General features: G+C 75.7%; 13 protein-coding genes. 8 read left to right on the top strand and 5 right to left on the bottom strand.

Features of this window, described 5'->3' with window-relative positions; all coding sequences use genetic code 11:
• Positions 1-64 precede the first annotated feature (64 nt).
• Entirely contained in the window at positions 65-778 is a 714-nt protein-coding gene (locus HP550_RS13505) for a ferritin-like fold-containing protein (protein ID WP_175348172.1), read from the top strand.
• Positions 779-833: 55 nt separating this feature from the next.
• Here the strand turns inward: HP550_RS13505 and HP550_RS13510 are convergent, their stop codons facing one another.
• Positions 834-1064 (bottom strand): DUF3107 domain-containing protein, encoded by a 231-nt coding sequence (locus HP550_RS13510; RefSeq protein ID WP_210768092.1) that lies wholly within the window; start codon positions 1062-1064, stop codon positions 834-836.
• Positions 1065-1153: 89 nt separating this feature from the next.
• Positions 1154-1822: a TetR/AcrR family transcriptional regulator gene (locus tag HP550_RS13515; protein WP_175348173.1), complete on the bottom strand. Its 669-nt coding sequence runs from the start codon at positions 1820-1822 to the stop codon at positions 1154-1156.
• Positions 1823-1980: 158 nt separating this feature from the next.
• On the opposite strand from HP550_RS13515, the gene HP550_RS13520 reads away from it, so the two are divergent.
• The 3 genes from HP550_RS13520 to HP550_RS13530 all read left to right on the top strand — a co-directional run bounded on the left by HP550_RS13520 (position 1981) and on the right by HP550_RS13530 (position 9603).
• Positions 1981-2820, top strand: coding sequence for a DUF3152 domain-containing protein (locus tag HP550_RS13520; RefSeq protein WP_343048165.1), 840 nt, complete (start codon positions 1981-1983; stop codon positions 2818-2820).
• A gap of 64 nt (positions 2821-2884) precedes the next feature.
• Entirely contained in the window at positions 2885-6091 is a 3207-nt protein-coding gene (locus HP550_RS13525) for a PD-(D/E)XK nuclease family protein (protein WP_175348174.1), read from the top strand.
• Positions 6088-9603, top strand: coding sequence for an ATP-dependent helicase (locus tag HP550_RS13530; protein ID WP_175348175.1), 3516 nt, complete (start codon positions 6088-6090; stop codon positions 9601-9603). The genes HP550_RS13525 and HP550_RS13530 overlap by 4 nt, the downstream gene beginning before the upstream one ends.
• Positions 9604-9687: 84 nt before the next feature.
• Here the strand turns inward: HP550_RS13530 and HP550_RS13535 are convergent, their stop codons facing one another.
• A complete protein-coding gene (locus tag HP550_RS13535) occupies positions 9688-10635 on the bottom strand; it encodes a phosphotransferase (RefSeq protein WP_175348176.1) in 948 nt (315 codons plus the stop codon).
• Positions 10636-10760: 125 nt separating this feature from the next.
• On the opposite strand from HP550_RS13535, the gene nudC reads away from it, so the two are divergent.
• Positions 10761-11744 (top strand): NAD(+) diphosphatase, encoded by a 984-nt coding sequence (gene nudC, locus HP550_RS13540; RefSeq protein ID WP_343048166.1) that lies wholly within the window; start codon positions 10761-10763, stop codon positions 11742-11744.
• On the opposite strand, the gene HP550_RS13545 is transcribed toward nudC, so the two are convergent.
• A complete protein-coding gene (locus HP550_RS13545) occupies positions 11737-11997 on the bottom strand; it encodes a mycoredoxin (protein ID WP_175348177.1) in 261 nt (86 codons plus the stop codon). The genes nudC and HP550_RS13545 overlap by 8 nt on opposite strands.
• 155 nt (positions 11998-12152) lie before the next feature.
• Here HP550_RS13545 and HP550_RS13550 point away from each other — a divergent pair, with 155 nt between their 5' ends.
• The 3 genes from HP550_RS13550 to HP550_RS13560 all read left to right on the top strand — a co-directional run bounded on the left by HP550_RS13550 (position 12153) and on the right by HP550_RS13560 (position 14984).
• Positions 12153-14153: an ATP-dependent helicase gene (locus HP550_RS13550; protein ID WP_175348178.1), complete on the top strand. Its 2001-nt coding sequence runs from the start codon at positions 12153-12155 to the stop codon at positions 14151-14153.
• A gap of 149 nt (positions 14154-14302) precedes the next feature.
• Positions 14303-14488: a hypothetical protein gene (locus HP550_RS13555; protein ID WP_175348179.1), complete on the top strand. Its 186-nt coding sequence runs from the start codon at positions 14303-14305 to the stop codon at positions 14486-14488.
• A 142-nt stretch (positions 14489-14630) separates the two neighbouring features.
• Entirely contained in the window at positions 14631-14984 is a 354-nt protein-coding gene (locus HP550_RS13560; RefSeq protein WP_175348180.1) for a WhiB family transcriptional regulator, read from the top strand.
• 9 nt (positions 14985-14993) lie between these two features.
• On the opposite strand, the gene HP550_RS13565 is transcribed toward HP550_RS13560, so the two are convergent.
• Entirely contained in the window at positions 14994-16019 is a 1026-nt protein-coding gene (locus HP550_RS13565) for a thiamine biosynthesis protein ThiF (RefSeq protein ID WP_175348181.1), read from the bottom strand.
• Positions 16020-16045: the final 26 nt, after the last annotated feature.

Genomic DNA, 16045 nt, shown 5'->3' on the forward strand with positions numbered 1-16045 from the left:
CTGCACAGTCTATCTGACGCCTCCCGCAGGCCGGTCGCCGCCCCGCCGGGGCTACGATCCTCGGATGACGACGACGCACGCAGGCACCGGTGCCGAGGCCACGATCCCTCCCGTCGGGTCCCTGGAGCACGCGGACGCCGTGGAGCTGCTCGGCCTGGTCGCCCAGTTGGAGCACGTCGCGTTCGCCCGCCTCGCGGCCGACTCGGCCCTCGCGCCGACGATCGAGCAGCGCCTCGAGCTCAGCCGGTTCGCCGCCGCCGCGGTCGCTCGCCGGGACCGTGTGCTGGCCCGCATCACCGAGATCGGCGCCGACCCCGTGGCGGCCGTCCGGGCGTACGACGCCGTGCTGGACGACTTCGACGCCCGCACCCCGCCCGGCTCCTGGTGGGAGCGGCTGCTCAAGGCCTACGTCGGGTACGGCGTGGCCGACGACTTCTGCCGCCTGGCCGCCGAGGGCCTCGACGCCGGCTCCCGCGCGGTGGTGCTCGAGGTGCTGGACGACGCCTCGCACGCGGAGCTGGCCGTCGCCGAGCTGGATGCCGCGGGCTCCGCGGACGGCGTGCTCACCGCGCGTCTCGCGCTCTGGGGCCGACGACTGGTCGGCGAGGCGCTCGGGGTGGTGCAGCGTCTGCTGGTCCAGCGGCCCGCGCTCGTGCGGCTGGTCGCGCTCGGCTCCACGAGCCAGCCCGACGCCCCGCCGAACGCCCCGACCAAGCTCTTCGGTGAGCTGACCGCCCAGCACACCCGCCGGATGGCACGCCTGGGCCTGACCGCCTGACTCACCGCGAGAGCCCCGCCCGGACGGATCCGGGCGGGGCTCTCGCGTACGTCGGTCAGATGTTGCCGAAGCCGACGCGACCCTTCGACTCCGAGCCGATCTCGACGTAGCCGAGGCTCGCCGTCGGCACGATGACCCGGCGTCCGCGGACGTCCACCAGCTCGAGGGCCGGCCGGCCGCTCAGTGCGGCGGCCACGGCGGCAGCGACCTCGTCCGGCGTCTGGTCGGACTCGAGGCTGATCTCCCGAGGCAGGTTCTGCACGCCGATGGTGATCTCCACCGTCATCTCCTTCACGTCCTTACTCCACGCTGTGGTTCTCGGGGTCGTACCCGTGCCTGCATCAGCCCGGGTGGGCCGTGGCACGTCGTCCGATCCTAGGCGTCCTCGTAGACGAAGTCGGGCCGGATCAGCGCGGACACCCCGCCCCAGGCCAGCTGCGTGACCAGCTCGACCGTGCGTTCGGGCCCGACGTCGCTCGGCTGGCGGAGGCGGTGCGTCGCCGCGCCCTGCGCCATCGCGATCAGGGAGACGGCCAGCATGCCCGCGTCGTCCAGCGGCAGCGCTGTGACCTGCGACAGGACGGCGGTGATGCGACCGGCCGCCTCGGAGGACGCGTGCTCGACCCGGGCCCGCACATCGGCGTCGTGCGTGACGTCGGACTCGAAGAGCAGCGCCGACGACTCTCCTGCGCCCTCGACGAACATGATGTACGCCTGCACGATCGCGGCGATGACGTCGCGTCCGTCCCCGCGCCGCACGGGCCCCTGCTCGATGCCGGCCACGGCCTTCTCCACGGCGACGAGCAGGTCGGCGCCGTTCTGGTCGACGACCGCGAGGTACAGGTCGAGCTTGGAGGGGAAGTGGCGGTACAGGACCGGCTTGCTGACCTCGGCGCGTTCCGCGATGTCGTCCATGGAGACGTGGTGGAAGCCCTCGGACGAGAAGAGCTCCTGGGCGACGCGCAGCACCTGGGCGCGCCGCTCGTCACGGGCCATCCGGGGGCTCCGGGGCCTCGGGGTCGAGTCGTCTGTCCCGTCCGTCATCCCGCGATGGTAGCCACGGGATGTGTCCGGGATGCGACGATGGCCGGGTGACAGCCCCGGAACCGCTCCGGACGGACCAGGGACCGACGCGTGCGTCTCGACGCTCGTCGGTCTCTCGTCGTCGTCCGTCGGCGGGGCACCGGCACCGGTCGGGCACCGTGCCGAGCCTGGTCCCGGGCGTCGTCGCGGTCGTGCTCGGGCTGACGCTCGGTGCGGGCGGCGGGTTCTGGGCGGTGAGCGCACCGGGTGCGGCCGCGATGGTCGACGACGTGCTGGGCACCTCGTCCGCCGCCCCCGCCGAGCCGGTCGAGCGCGTGGGCTCGCAGAGCCGGGCGTTCGCCGGACGCTCGTCGATCGTGCCCGACCCCGTGGAGGTGCCGCGCGGGACGCTCCCGACGGAGCAGCCGCCCAGCATCGTCGCCCTCCCGCCCGGGCTGACCGCCGCCGACGTGGCCGCCGGGCTCCTGTCGAGCGAGATCCCCGAGTCCGCGTCGGGCATCTTGACCGTGGTCCCCGGGTCGGATCCGGGGCCGGGCACGGGTGCGGTCCGCACCGTGCGCGTGGAGGTCGAGGGTGGGCTGGCCGTCGACGGTGCCGCGTTCGCGGCGACGGTCATGGCCACGCTGAACGACCCCCGCGGGTGGGGCGCGGACGGCTCGTTGTCGTTCGCCCGCACGGACGGGGTCGCGGAGCTCAGGGTGGTCCTGGCATCGCCCTCGACGGTCGACGATCTCTGCGCGCCGCTGCGCACGGGCGGCGAGGTGTCGTGCGGGCGCAGCGGGCATGCCGTGCTGAACCTGCGCCGGTGGGTCCTGGCGACCACCGAGCTGGCGGACGACAAGGTGAGGTACCGGCAGTACCTGGTCAACCACGAGGTGGGCCACCTGCTCGGGCACGGGCACGAGCGGTGCGGCGGCGCAGGCCAGCTGGCGCCCCTGATGCAGCAGCAGTCGTACAAGGCAGCGCCGTGCATCCCGAACGCGTGGCCGTTCCCCTGAGCACCTGAGCGCCGCGCGCGGGTCGTGCGCGGCGGTGTCGGTGGCTCGTGATGGGATCGGCTCCGTGACCAGCTCTCCGCACGCCCTGCGCCTCGTGCGCCCGGCGTTCGCGGACGTCCCCGAGCGTGGTCCGGGGACCGTCGTGGAGCTGGATCCCGACCAGTCGGCGGCGGTGTTCGCCACCGACCGCGCGCTGCTCGTGCTCGGCGCGCCCGGCACCGGCAAGACGACGGTCGCCCTCGAGGCGGTCGTCGCCGCGGTCGAGGCGGGCATGTCGCCGGAGGACGTGCTCATCCTGTCGTCGGGCCGGCGCGCCGCGGCGGACCTGCGGGACCGGCTCTCGGCGCGGCTGCGACGGACGTCCGGGCGGCCGCTGGTGCAGACCGCAGCCGCGGCGGCGTTCTCGGTGCTGCGCGCCCGGGCCTCGCTGCTGGGCGAGCCGCCGCCGACCCTGGTCTCCGGCGCCGAGCAGGACCTGCTGATCGGCGACCTGCTGGCCGGGCACGCCGCCGGGGAGGGCGTGCCGCTCGCGTGGCCGCCCGAGGTCCGGCCGGACGTTCTGGGCCTGCGCCCGTTCCGCGACGAGCTGCGCGACCTGCTGATGCGCGCGGCCGAGCGCAGCCTGACGCCGGTGGACCTGGCCGCGCTCGCGGACGCCCACGGTCGGCCCGCCTGGGCCAGCGCCGCGCGGCTGTACGAGGAGTACCTCGACGTGGTCCAGCTGCGCACCGGCACGCCGGACCTCGGTGCCCGGCTGGACCCGGCGGTCGTGGTCGACGAGGCGGCGCAGGCGCTCCTGACCTGGGAGGACGAGGTGCCCGGGGCGGTCCGCCCGCGATGGCGGCTGGTGGTGGTGGACGACCACCAGGAGAGCACGTCGGCGACGGCCCGCCTGTTGCGGGTGCTCGCGGACGACGGGGCGCGCGTGCTGCTGCTGGCGGACCCGGACGCGGCCGTGCAGACCTTCCGGGGCGCGACGCCGTCGCTGGTCGGCCGCGCGGGCCTCGACGGTCCCGGTCCCGGGGAGCTCGGTGCCCGCACGGTGGTGCTGCGCACCGCCTGGCGGCACGACCCCCAGCTGCGCGACGTGGTCGGTCGGATCGCGGAGCGCGTGGGGGCGGTCGGGGGCGTGCAGCACCGGCGCGCGGTCCCCGCCCGGCCCGGCGGCGGCGAGGTCCGGGTCGCGGTGCTGCCCAGCACCGCGCAGGAGGCGGCGTTCGTCGCGCACGCGCTGCGCAGCGCGCACGTGGAGCGGGGCGTCCCGTGGGGCGAGATGGCGGTCGTCGCGCGGTCCGGCGCACAGGTCACCGCGCTGCGCCGTGCCCTGGCCGGAGCGGCGGTGCCGGTGAGCGTGCTCGGCAGCGACGTGCCGCTGCGCGAGGAGCCGGCCGCGCGGCCGCTGCTCGACGCGATGCGCGTGTGCGTCGGCGCGGCGGTGCTCGACGCCACCACGGCGGCGCGGCTGGCGTGCTCGCCGCTCGGTGGCCTGGACACGGTCGGCCTGCGCCGCGTCCGTCGCGCGCTGCGCACCCACGAGCTGGCCCAGGGCGGCGGCCGCACCAGCGACGCGCTGCTCGTCGAGGCGCTCTCGTCGGTCGACGGAGCGGCCTCGCTGCCCACCGCGGTGCGCCCGATCGCCCGGCTGGCGCGAGTGCTGACCGAGGGGCGTCGGGCCGCAGAGCTCCCGGCTGCCGACGCGCAGACCGTGCTGTGGGCGTTGTGGCGCGCGGCCGAGCAGGCTGAGCCGTGGCGCCGTTCCGCGCTCGCCGGGGGAGCCGCGGGCGAGCGCGCGGACCGTGACCTCGATGCGGTCCTGGCCCTGTTCCGCGCGGCGGAGACGTTCGTCGACCGGATGCCGCGGTCGTCGCCCGCCGCCTTCGTCGACTGGCTCCAGGCGCAGGACCTGCCCTCGGACTCGCTCGCGGCCCGCGCCCGGCGCGCCTCGGTGCAGGTGCTGACCCCGGCGGGCGCGGCGGGGCGGGAGTGGGACGTGGTCGTGGTGGCCGGCGTGCAGGAGGGCTCGTGGCCGGACCTGCGGCTGCGCGACTCCCTGCTCGGCGCCCAGGCCCTCGTGGACCTGGTCGCCGGCCGCGCGGTGCCCGGCACCTCCGACGACGCCGAGGCGGCCGGGGCCGCGCGGGACGCGGTGCTGGCGGACGAGCTGCGCTCCTTCGTCGTCGCCTGCTCGCGTGCCCGTCGCTCGCTGCTGGTGACGGCCGTGGACGACGCCGACCACCAGCCGTCACCCTTCGTCGAGCTGGTCGACCCGTCCGACGACGAGGGCGACGCCCGCCGCACCAGCGTCCCGAGCCCGCTCGACCTGCGGGGGCTGGTTGCCCAGCTGCGGGCGCACCTGGAGCAGGCGGCGCTCGACGGGGTCGAGCCGGACCCGGTCGCTGCCCGCACGCTGGCGCGACTGGCGACGGCCGACGTCACCGGCGCCGACCCGGACCAGTGGTACGGCCTGGCCGAGCCGTCCAGCGAGGCGCCGCTGTGGGAGGCGGACGAGCGTGTGCCGGTCTCGCCGTCCAAGGTCGAGACCGCGCAGCGCTGCGCCCTGCGGTGGGCGCTCGAGGCCGCAGGCGGGACGTCGTCGGCCAGCGGCGGGCAGAGCCTGGGCACGCTGCTGCACGCCATCGCGCAGGAGCACCCGCGCGGCACGGAGCAGGAGCTGTCGGCGGCGCTCGACCGCCGCTGGGGCGAGCTCGGACTCGGCGCCGGCTGGCCCGCGCTCGCCACCCGGCGCAAGGCGGACGCGATGGTGCACCGGCTCGCCGTCTACCTGCGGACCGCCGGGGAGCCGCTGCTGGTGGAGGGGTCGTTCGCCGTCGACACCGAGCGCGCGTCCCTGCGGGGGTCGGCCGACCGCATCGAGCTCGTGCAGGACGACGCCGCCGGGCCGGTGGTGCGGGTGGTGGACCTGAAGACCGGCGCCAGCCCGCCGAGCGTCAGCAAGGCCACGGAGAACCCGCAGCTGGGCGCCTACCAGCTGGCGGTCGACGCGGGCGCGTTCGACGGGCTGCCCGAGGGCGCCACGAGCGGGGGGGCGCAGCTGGTCTTCCTCGGCACGGGCGCCACCGCCACGACCCGGTCGCAGGACGCGCTCGGTCCGGAGGTGGACGGACCCAGCTGGGCACGGACGATGGTCGACCAGGTGGCGGACAAGATGGCCGCCTCGACGTTCCAGGCCACCACCAACGACCTGTGCGACCGCTGCCCCGTGCGGCGTTCCTGCCCGGTCCGCGGCGAGGGCGGACAGGTGGTCGCATGACGCTGACCGCCGCACAGATCGCCGCCCTCGTCGGCCAGCCGCCGCCGACGCCCGAGCAGCGGGTCGTCATCGAGGCACCCCTCGCGCCGTCGCTGGTGGTGGCCGGTGCCGGGTCCGGCAAGACGGAGACCATGGCCGCACGGGTGGTCTGGCTGCTGGCCAACGGCATCGTGGCGCCGGATCAGATCCTGGGCCTGACCTTCACGCGCAAGGCGGCCGGCGAGCTGTCCGAGCGGGTGCGCAAGCGGCTGCGCACCCTCGCCCGGGCGGCGGCGGCCGAGGGCGTGGTGCTCGGCGGCGAGGTCGACCCCGAGCGCGGCGCGGGCCTGGCCGGACTCGCGCGGCCGACGATCTCCACCTACAACTCCTACGCGGCGTCCCTGGTGTCGGACCACGCGCTGCGCCTCGGGCTCGACCCGTCGGCCCGGCTGCTCGGCGAGGCGGCGCAGTGGCAGCTCGCGTCCGAGGTGGTCGAGGCGTGGAGCGACGACCTGGACACCGACGCCGCCACGTCGACCGTGATCGAGGCGGTGCTCACCTTGTCCGGCGCGCTGGACGAGCACCTGCTCGACGCGGCCGGCGCGCGCAGCGGGATCGAGGGCATCATCGAGGCCCTCGTCGCGACGCCCGCGGGCACCCCGCCGCGCGAGCCGTACGCCGAGATCAAGCGGCTGCTGCGGTCGCTGGGGGAGCGCGTGCGGGTGCTCGACCTCGTCGCCGAGTACCGGACGCGGAAGAGGGCGAGCGACGCGATCGACTTCGGCGACCAGGTGGCCCTGGCCGCCCGGCTGGCCCTCGACGTGCCCGAGGTGGGCGCCGGTGAGCGGCAACGGTTCCGGGTCGTCCTGCTCGACGAGTACCAGGACACGTCCTACGCCCAGCTGACCCTGCTCGGCGCGCTGTTCGGTTCCGGGCACCCGGTCACGGCCGTCGGGGACCCGCACCAGTCGATCTACGGCTGGCGCGGTGCGAGCGCGGGCGGGCTGGAGGGCTTCCCGACGTCGTTCCCGCAGGTGCACCCGGACGGGTCCCGGTCGCCGGCGGACGTCCACCTGCTGTCCACCTCGTGGCGCAACGACCGGCTCATCCTCGCGGCGGCCAACCACGTGGCGGCGCCGCTGCGGGCGTCGGCCACCCGGGTGGCCGTGCCGGTGCTGGCCGCGCGGCCCGGTGCGGGCGAGGGCCACGTCCACGCCCACGTCGCCGAGACGGTCGAGGACGAGGCGCGGGCGGTCGCGCAGTTCGTCCGCGACCGCTGGCGGCCCGCCGGACCGGGACACGACCGGGTCACCGCCGCGGTCCTGTGCCGCAAGCGGTCCCAGTTCGAGACGCTGCGTCGCGCCCTGCGCGACGCCGGCCTGCCGGTCGAGGTCGTCGGGCTCGGCGGCCTGCTGTCGGCTCCCGAGGTGGTCGACCTGGTCGCGCTCCTCCAGGCCGCGCACGACCCGTCCCGCGGCGACGCGCTCATGCGACTGCTCACCGGCGCGCGCACCCGGCTCGGAGCAGCGGACCTGCACGCGCTCGCGGCGTGGTCCGGCGAGCTGGCGGCGCGGCACGGCGGTGACGCGCGGTCCCGGGGGCGCGCGCCTGCAGCCTCGGACGACGTGGTGGTCGAGGCGGACGCGGTCGACGAGCGCAGCATCGTGGACGCTCTCGACGCGATCACCGAGCTCCCCGTGCAGGGGTGGACCAGCCGCGGTGGCCGGACGCTCAGCGCGGTCGGCCGGGCGCGGCTCGCCGACCTCGCCGTGACGCTGCGAGCGCTCCGGGCGCACACCTACCTGTCCGTGCCGGAGCTGGTCGGGGAAGCGGAGCGCCTGCTCGGGCTCGACATCGAGGTCGCCGCACGCGCGCGCACGTCGCCGGGCCGTGCGCGCGCGCAGCTGGACGCGTTCCGGGACGTGGCCGTCGAGTTCGCCCGGTCCGCCGACCACCCCAACCTGGGCGGCTTCCTCGCGTGGCTCGAGGCGGCGGACACCCGCGAGAACGGCCTGGACATGCCGGTCTCCGAGCCCGACCCGGACGCGGTGCAGCTCATCACGGTGCACGCGGCCAAGGGCCTGGAGTGGGACGTCGTCGCCGTCGCCGGCCTGGTGGACGGCGGGCTGCCCGCCACCGCGACGCAGGGCAAGGACGGACCGAAGGACTCGGCCTGGCTCACCGGGCTCGGCTCGCTGCCCTACCCGCTGCGCGGCGACCGCCACGACCTGCCCGAGTTCGCGTACTCCGGCGCCGAGGACCCCAAGGAGCTGGAGGACCGGCGCAAGACGTTCCTGCTCGCGGCCGGCGACCACGAGGTCGCCGAGGAGCGGCGGCTCGCGTACGTCGCGCTCACCCGTGCCCGGTCCGACCTGCTGCTCACCGCCGCCTGGTGGGGCGACGGCTCCCGCGTCCGCAAGGTCTCCCTGTTCCTGGACGAGCTGGCCGAGGCCGGCCTGGTCGAGCCGGGCGGGTGGGAGCTGGCGCCCGAGGACGGCGGGACGAACCCCCGCGACTCGCTGGTGCTCACGGCCACCTGGCCCTCGGACCCGTTCGGCACCGACGCGGGCACGACCCGTCGACGGCACGTCGAGGAGGCGGCGGGACGCGTCCGCGCGGCCATGGCCGAGCACGCCGACCCGCAGGTCGCGCTCCCCGAGAACGCGCAGACGGACGCGCCCGACGCCCATCCGTGGGACGTGCTCGCCGACCGCCTGCTGGCCGAGCGCGAGCGGGTCCGGACCCCGTCGGGCGAGGTCGAGCTGCCCGCGCACCTGTCTGCCTCTGCGCTCGTGCGTCTCGACGGCGACCCGGCGGAGTTCGCGCAGCACCTGCGTCGCCCGGTGCCGGCCGAGCCGTCGCCGCAGGCCCGCAGGGGCACGCGGTTCCACGCCTGGGTCGAGGGCTGGTACGGCAGCGCGTCGCTGGTGGACGTCGACGCGCTGCCCGGTGCCGACGACGACTCCGCGGTGCTCGACCTGGACGAGCGCGCGCTCCGCGACGCGTTCCTCGCCACCGAGTGGGCCGACCGCTCGCCGGCCGCGGTCGAGGTGGACATCGAGATCTCGGTCGACGGGTACGTGCTGCGCTCCCGGATCGACGCGGTCTTCCCCGACCCCGCCGGGACGACGGAGGAGCCCGGCGTCGTCGTCGTCGACTGGAAGACCGGGTCACCGCCGAAGGACGAGGCCGCACGGGCGTCCCGCGAGCTCCAGCTGGCCGTCTACCGGCTGGCCTGGTCGCGGTGGACCGGAACGCCCCTGGAGCGGGTGCGCGCCGCGTTCTGCTACGTCGGCGCGGGCGTGACCGTCTACCCGGAGCGGCTGCTGGACGAGGCGGAGATCGCGGGCCTGCTCAGCGCGGCCACCCGCGGCCCGCAGGCCCCGGGAGAGGTCACACCGCGGGTCAACCGACGCGGCGCCCGGACCAACGCCCCCACCCGCCGCCGTGCGGGATGGGAGGGCTCCAACGCGGCCCCTGCCCGACGTGCCACCCCCCGGCCGTCGGCGCCCACGCTCTTCGACGGCGACTGACGCCCGCAGGATCTCAGGGTCAGTCGACGAGCCCGCCGAGGTCGCGGGCATGGTGCAGACCGCTCCAGGAGGCGGAGCGGTCCGTCACGCCATCAGCGGTTCGGCCTCGGCATCCCGGTCCTCGCGCGTGTGCGCGTCGAGCTCCTCGAGCATGGCGACCGCGTCGTCGATGATCTCGGCGTCCTGCGTGCGCACCCCGTAGAGCAGCCACCGGGCGAGCGCGAGCTCCCCGGCGAGCAGGGCGCGGTCGGCCAGGTGCGGGTCGGTGAGCTCGGTCCGGCGCAGCTGGTACGCCTCCATGATCGAGTCGGTGGCGTCCGGGTGGGCCGCGACGAGCAGCCAGGCGAGGTCGTCGGCGGGGTCGGCCACGCAGGCGTCACCCCAGTGCAGGATCCCGGTGACGGTGTCGCCCCGGACGAGCACGCGGTCGCTGGTGAGGTCGCCGTGCACGACGGTCGGGCGGAAGCGCCACATCGCGACGTCCTCCAGCCGTTCCTCCCAGCGCCGCAGCAGCGCGGGCGGGACCTTGCCGGTGCGCGCGGCCTCGTCGACCTCGGCCTGGCGGCGCTGGCGGTACTCGCCGGCGTCGTACGCGGGCAAGCCGGCGTTCTCGATGATGACGGTGGGCAGCTCGTGCACCGCGGCGATCGCGCGGCCGAGCGACGCGGCGAGGCCGGGCCCGGGGCCGAGGTGCTCGAGCCGGAGCGGCTCGCCGGGGATCTCGGCGTGCACGGCCGCGCGCCCGCCCTCCGGCAGGTGCGCGAACCCGGCGGGGGCGGGCACGGCGAACGGCAGCTTCCCGCGCTCCGACTCCCCGGCCAGCATCGCGAGCAGGACGACCTCGGCCTCGAGCGCAGCGCCGGCCGCGGCGTGCTGCGGGGCGCGCACCACCCAGCGGTTGCGGTGGGCGTCGATGACGACAGCCGTGTCGAAGTCGGACCCGGGCTGAGCGGGCCGTCGGACGTCGAAGGCGTCGAGTCCCGGGACGGCGACGGTCGCCAGCGCGGCCAGGGCGAGGGGGGATCGGACCACGCGCTCAGGATAGGCGGGCCGCGGAACCGTCCCGGCCCAGCCGCTCGGCGTGTCTTCGTCCGATTGGTCCCGTCGCTCCCACTTTCCGCGGGCCCGGTGGGCCGCCGCCGCGTACGGTGACCGGCGTGATCGTTCCGGATGACCTCCCGCTGTCCCGTGCCGGCGTCGACCGGGCCGCGCTGCTGCGCACCGAGGAGGGGTTCGTCCGCACGGCCCTCGCCGACCCGGCCACGCGCGTGCTGCTCGTCTGCGATGCCGCGGTGGTGACCACGCCGGGGCCGACGGTCGCGCTGCTCGCCCCGGCGGACGTCGCCCGCCTGCTGCCCGCCGACGACGAGTCCTGGCTGCTGCTCGGCAGGGGCGACGACGGCGAGGTCTACCTGGCGCGGCGGGTCGCGGACCGCCGACCGGCGCCCGCGGTGGGGGAGGCGTCCGACGTGCTCGTGCACACCTCGCCCACGAGAACCGGACCCGCGGTCGCGCCAGCGCTGCCCGACGGGCTGACCTGGACGGGCCTGCGGGACATCGGCGCGGACATGTCCGCCCAGGAGGCGGGGCTGGCCACCACGGCGGTCGCGCTCGACGCCTGGCACGCCCGACACCCCCGCTGCCCGCGCTGCGGTGCCGAGACGCGGGTCGCGCAGTCGGGCTGGACGCGGGTGTGCGTGGTGGACGGGTCGGAGCACTACCCGCGCACCGATCCGGCGGTGATCATGGCCGTGGTCGACGCCGACGACCGGATCCTGCTGGGCCACGCCGCCCACTGGCCGGCCGGGCGGTGGTCCACCCTCGCGGGGTTCGTCGAGGCGGGGGAGTCGCTCGAGCACGCGGTGCGGCGCGAGGTCGCGGAGGAGACCGGCGTCGTCGTCGGCGACGTGTCCTACCGGGGCAGCCAGCCGTGGCCGTTCCCGGCGTCGCTGATGATCGGGTTCCGCGCGCGGGCCGAGTCGACGGACGTGAGCGTCGACGGCGTCGAGCTCACGGAGGCGCGCTGGTTCTCGCGTGGCGAGCTCGCCGACGCGGTGCGCACCGGGGAGGTCATCCCGCCGGGGCGCGCGTCGATCGCGCGGGCCCTCGTGGAGGAGTGGTTCGGCGGACCGCTCAGCTGAGGCGGTCGCGGACCTGCGCGAGCGACGGGTTGGTCGCGGCGGACCCGTCGGGGAACACGACCGTGGGGACCGTCTGGTTGCCGCCGTTGAGCGACTCGACCAGCGCCGCCGCGTCGGCGTGCTCCTCGATGTTCACCTCGGTGTAGCCGATGCCCGCGGAGTCCAGCTGCGTCTTGAGCCGACGGCAGTACCCGCACCAGCTGGTGGAGTACATCGTGAGGGTGCCGGTCTCGGGCAGGGTCTGCGTGGTCATCGGTCCTCGTCGGTCGGGTGTCGAGCACGGTCGTGGCGAGATCGTCGCCCAGGGCAGCAACGTCCGCAAGCTCGCGACTCTTCCCGGATCCCTCGAGCGGGTGTTGTCCACCGGCCGCGGCAGGCATGTGGGCCGGTGCTGCGAGACTGTGCCCGATGTCCGCCGAAGCCCTCCTGGACGCCCTCGACCCCGAGCAGCGTGCCGTCGCGACGACCCTGCGGGGACCCGTGCGCGTGCTCGCGGGCGCCGGCACGGGCAAGACCCGGGCGATCACCCACCGCATCGCGTACGGCATCCAGGTGGGTGCCTACCGGCCGGCCAACGTGCTGGCCGTGACGTTCACCGCCCGCGCCGCCGGCGAGATGCGGACGCGCCTGCGGCTGCTGGGCGCGTCCGGTGTCCAGGCCCGGACCTTCCACGCGGCCGCGCTGCGCCAGCTGGGGTTCTTCTGGCCCAAGGTCGTCGGAGGCCCGCCGCCGCGCATCCTCGAGCAGAAGGTCAAGCTCGTCGCGCACGCCGCGCAGCTGGTCGGCATCGAGACGGACCGGGAGAGCGTGCGGGACCTGGCCTCCGAGATCGAGTGGGCCAAGGTCTCGCTGGTCACGGCCGACGACTACGCCAAGGCGGCTGCGGCAACCGACCGGCCCGGGCCGGGGGGCATCGACCCGCAGTCCGTCGCGCGGCTCATGGCGGCGTACGAGTCCGCCAAGGACCAGCAGGGCGTCATCGACTTCGAGGACGTGCTCCTGCTGCTCGCGGCCATGCTGGCCGAGCGGCGGGACGTCGCGGACTCGGTCCGGGAGCAGTACCAGCACTTCGTGGTCGACGAGTACCAGGACGTCAGCCCGCTCCAGCAGTACCTGCTCGACATGTGGCTCGGCGGCCGGCAGGAGCTGTGCGTGGTCGGCGACCCGAGCCAGACCATCTACTCGTTCGCCGGCGCCTCCGCCCACCACCTCACCTCGTTCACCGCCACGTACCCCCGCGCCACCACCGTCGAGCTGGTCCGGGACTACCGCTCGACGCCGCAGGTCGTCGGCCTGGCCAACCACGTGATGCACGCGTCCCGCAAGGCGGGCGGGCCGGCACCGTTGGAGCTGCGGGCGCAGCGCGCCGACGGGCCGGACGTCTCCTACACGACCTACGCGGACGACGATGCGGAGGCCGCCGGCGTGACCGCGGCGATCGCGGAGCTGATCCGGGGCGGAGTGTCGGCCGCCGACATCGCGGTGCTGTTCCGGACCAACGTGCAGTCCGAGGCGTTCGAGGCCGCCCTGTCCGACCGGGGCATCGCCTACCAGGTGCGGGGGAACGCCCGGTTCTTCGCGCGGGCGGACGTGCGCAAGGCCATGGTCCTGCTGCGCGGCGGTGCCCGCGCCGTGGATCCCGACCTGCCGATGCCGGACGCGGTCCGGGACATCCTGCGCAACGCGGGCTGGACGGAGAGCCCGCCGGAGGGCCGTGGCGCCGCTCGCGAACGCTGGGACGCCCTGCAGGCGCTCGTCACGCTGGCCGAGTCGCTGGCTGCGGCGCCGCCGACGGGCAGCGGGCCACCGACCGTCGCCGACCTGGTCGCCGAGCTGGACGAGCGCGCGTCCGCCCAGCACGCCCCGACGGTCGAGGGCGTGACCCTGGCGTCCCTGCACGCCGCCAAGGGCCTCGAGTGGGACGCGGTGTTCCTGGTGGGGCTCTCCGAGGGGCTGCTCCCCACGGTCCAGGCGCAGACGGACGCCGCCCTGGCCGAGGAGCGGCGCCTGCTCTACGTCGGGATCACCCGGGCGCGCGTGCACCTGCACCTCTCGTACTCGCGTGCCCGGCACCCGCGCGCGCGGGCGAGCCGCACGGTCTCGCGGTTCCTCACCGACCTCTGGCCCGACGAGCGCCGCCGCCCCGGGGTGCCGCGGCGTGAGCTCGACGACCGCCAGCAGGCTGTCGTCGACGCGCTCACCGCGTGGCGCGACGCCCACGCCGCCGAGCTGCGTCGCCAGCCGGCATCCGTCCTGACCAGCGCAACCATCCGCGCGATCGCGGAGCGCTGCCCCGGCACGCTGGAGGAGCTGGGCTCGGTCCGCGGGGTCGGGCCGATGACGCTGGCGGACGTCGGCGAGGACGTCCTGGAGACCGTTCGCGTGACCGTCGTCCAGCCGGCTCGCTGAGCCGATCGGGCGTTGGCGGAAACTCGTCGAGATTTCTTCATTTATTCGGTTGTCCGCTGTGCAAGCCCGGTCCTAGTCTGGGCGACGTCCTTGTTGAGGGATCACGCCGAGAGGCGGAGGTCCGAGCCGGAGAGGGGGTGGGTGCACCGATGAACACAAAGATCCAGACGCCGGACGCATATGCGTTCCTGCCGCGATCTGTCGCGCCCACCATGTTCCGGTTCCAGGGGATCGCTCTGCCCATCGGCGGCAGCGCCCTCGAGCCCATCGGCGGGTCGAAGCGTCGCACGGCGACCGATCCCCGCACGCAGCTGATCCGGACTCCCATGATCTGACCTCGACAGAGGCATCAGGCCGCGGAGTCCGAACTCGGACCCGCGGCCTTTCTGTTTCTCCCGATGATCCGGGTGGGACGGGTTGGCAGTCGGTCCGGCACCGACGCAACACGCTCACCAGCAAGGACATCAGGAGGACATCGTGCGGCTCACGACGCTGCTCGACACGGTGAACCAGGGCGGATCCGGCGCATGGCCCCTCACCGACAGCACTTCGGCGACCGACGACCGCCAGACGTTCGACCAGCTCGTCGCCGACTTCATCCCGTGCCGGGCGGGCGACCCCGAGCTGTGGTTCGCCGAGCGGACCGCGGACGTCGAGAAGGCCAAGGCGCTGTGCCGCGAGTGCCCGCTGATCGAAGGATGCCTGGCCGGCGCCATCGAGCGTGCCGAGCCGTGGGGCGTCTGGGGCGGCGAGGTGTTCGTCGGTGGTGTGGTGGTCGCGACCAAGCGTGGTCGCGGTCGCCCGCGCAAGAACGCAGCACCGGCGGCCTGAGGTCGACCGTCACTCGGCCCGGCGAGCGCCCACCAGCGACGCCGGGAGGGCGGTGCACCCGCACTCGGGGTGCACCGCCCACGCGCGTCTGCGCGGCACGGCGTCCGGCAGCGACACCTCGTACGTGACGCCGGGACCCAGGCCGACCAGCCCGTCCAGGTGGGCCAGCACGGCCGCGGCGCCGATCCCCGCGCAGACCGCGGCCGTCACGGCCGGCTCGCCCGGCGTCGCGCCCGTGCTCAGCTGGGCGACCAGTGAGGGCCAGGAACCGTCGGCGTCGGTCCGGTGCAGGTCCAGGCACCGCAGGCAGGCGCCCTTGCCCGGGACGACGAGCGGACCGACGACCGTGTCCGCCTCGCGGACGACGACCCCGAGGTGCGGGGTGGCCCCGGAGACGAGCGCGGGACCGCGGGCCGGGTCGGCCACCCGGTCCTCCACCAGCACCACGAGGTCGGGCCGGCGGTCCGTGGCCGTCGACACGTGCGGTGCCACGTCCCGCAGCAGCCGCGCCGCGACCTGCTCGCGCGCCGACCCGGCGTCGGACCACCGGTACCCGCAGCCGCCCACGTCCGACGAACGCACGGGGCGCTCGTCGTCGAGCAGCAGGGTGCCGACGCCCGCGGCTGCGAGCCCGACGGCGATGCCCAGCCCGGTGGGCCCGAGCCCGAGGACGGCGACCACCCGGTCCGCTCGCGCCCGGACCAGCCCGGCGCCGTCCCCGTCGGCGCGCAGCAGGGACCAGACCTCCGCGTCGACCGACGCCGGACCCCGCAGGGCGGCCACGGGCGACCGCTGGTCCGTGAGCTGCGCGTCCACGAGCAGCGCGACGAGCACGGTGGCCCTCTCCGGGTCGACCCCGCCGACGGCTGCGCCGCTGACCAGCGCGGTCAGGTCCGTCCGTGGGTCGACGGACCCCAGCAGGTCCGCCTCCGCGGCGGTCAGGTCGGTTAGGCGGACCGCCCAGCGCGGGTCGGTGCCCACCTGGACCTCCGTGGCGGTGCATCGCAGCACGCGCAGCCCGGCGCGCAGTCGCATGGGTCCCCTCTCGGCGTCGGGGTCAC

This window comes from Cellulomonas humilata, from assembly GCF_013359775.1.
GTDB classification, from domain to species: Bacteria; Actinomycetota; Actinomycetes; order Actinomycetales; family Cellulomonadaceae; genus Cellulomonas; species Cellulomonas humilata.

What these genes read in the sequence shown, in the direction of transcription:
- HP550_RS13505 (WP_175348172.1), top strand. Translation starts at nt 65, where the DNA reads ATGACGACGACGCACGCAGGCACCGGTGCCGAGGCCACGATCCCTCCC.
- HP550_RS13510 (WP_210768092.1), bottom strand. Translation starts at nt 1,064, where the DNA reads ATGACGGTGGAGATCACCATCGGCGTGCAGAACCTGCCTCGGGAGATC.
- HP550_RS13515 (WP_175348173.1), bottom strand. Translation starts at nt 1,822, where the DNA reads ATGACGGACGGGACAGACGACTCGACCCCGAGGCCCCGGAGCCCCCGG.
- HP550_RS13530 (WP_175348175.1), top strand. Translation starts at nt 6,088, where the DNA reads ATGACGCTGACCGCCGCACAGATCGCCGCCCTCGTCGGCCAGCCGCCG.
- HP550_RS13545 (WP_175348177.1), bottom strand. Translation starts at nt 11,997, where the DNA reads ATGACCACGCAGACCCTGCCCGAGACCGGCACCCTCACGATGTACTCC.
- HP550_RS13550 (WP_175348178.1), top strand. Translation starts at nt 12,153, where the DNA reads ATGTCCGCCGAAGCCCTCCTGGACGCCCTCGACCCCGAGCAGCGTGCC.
- HP550_RS13555 (WP_175348179.1), top strand. Translation starts at nt 14,303, where the DNA reads ATGAACACAAAGATCCAGACGCCGGACGCATATGCGTTCCTGCCGCGA.
- HP550_RS13565 (WP_175348181.1), bottom strand. Translation starts at nt 16,019, where the DNA reads ATGCGACTGCGCGCCGGGCTGCGCGTGCTGCGATGCACCGCCACGGAG.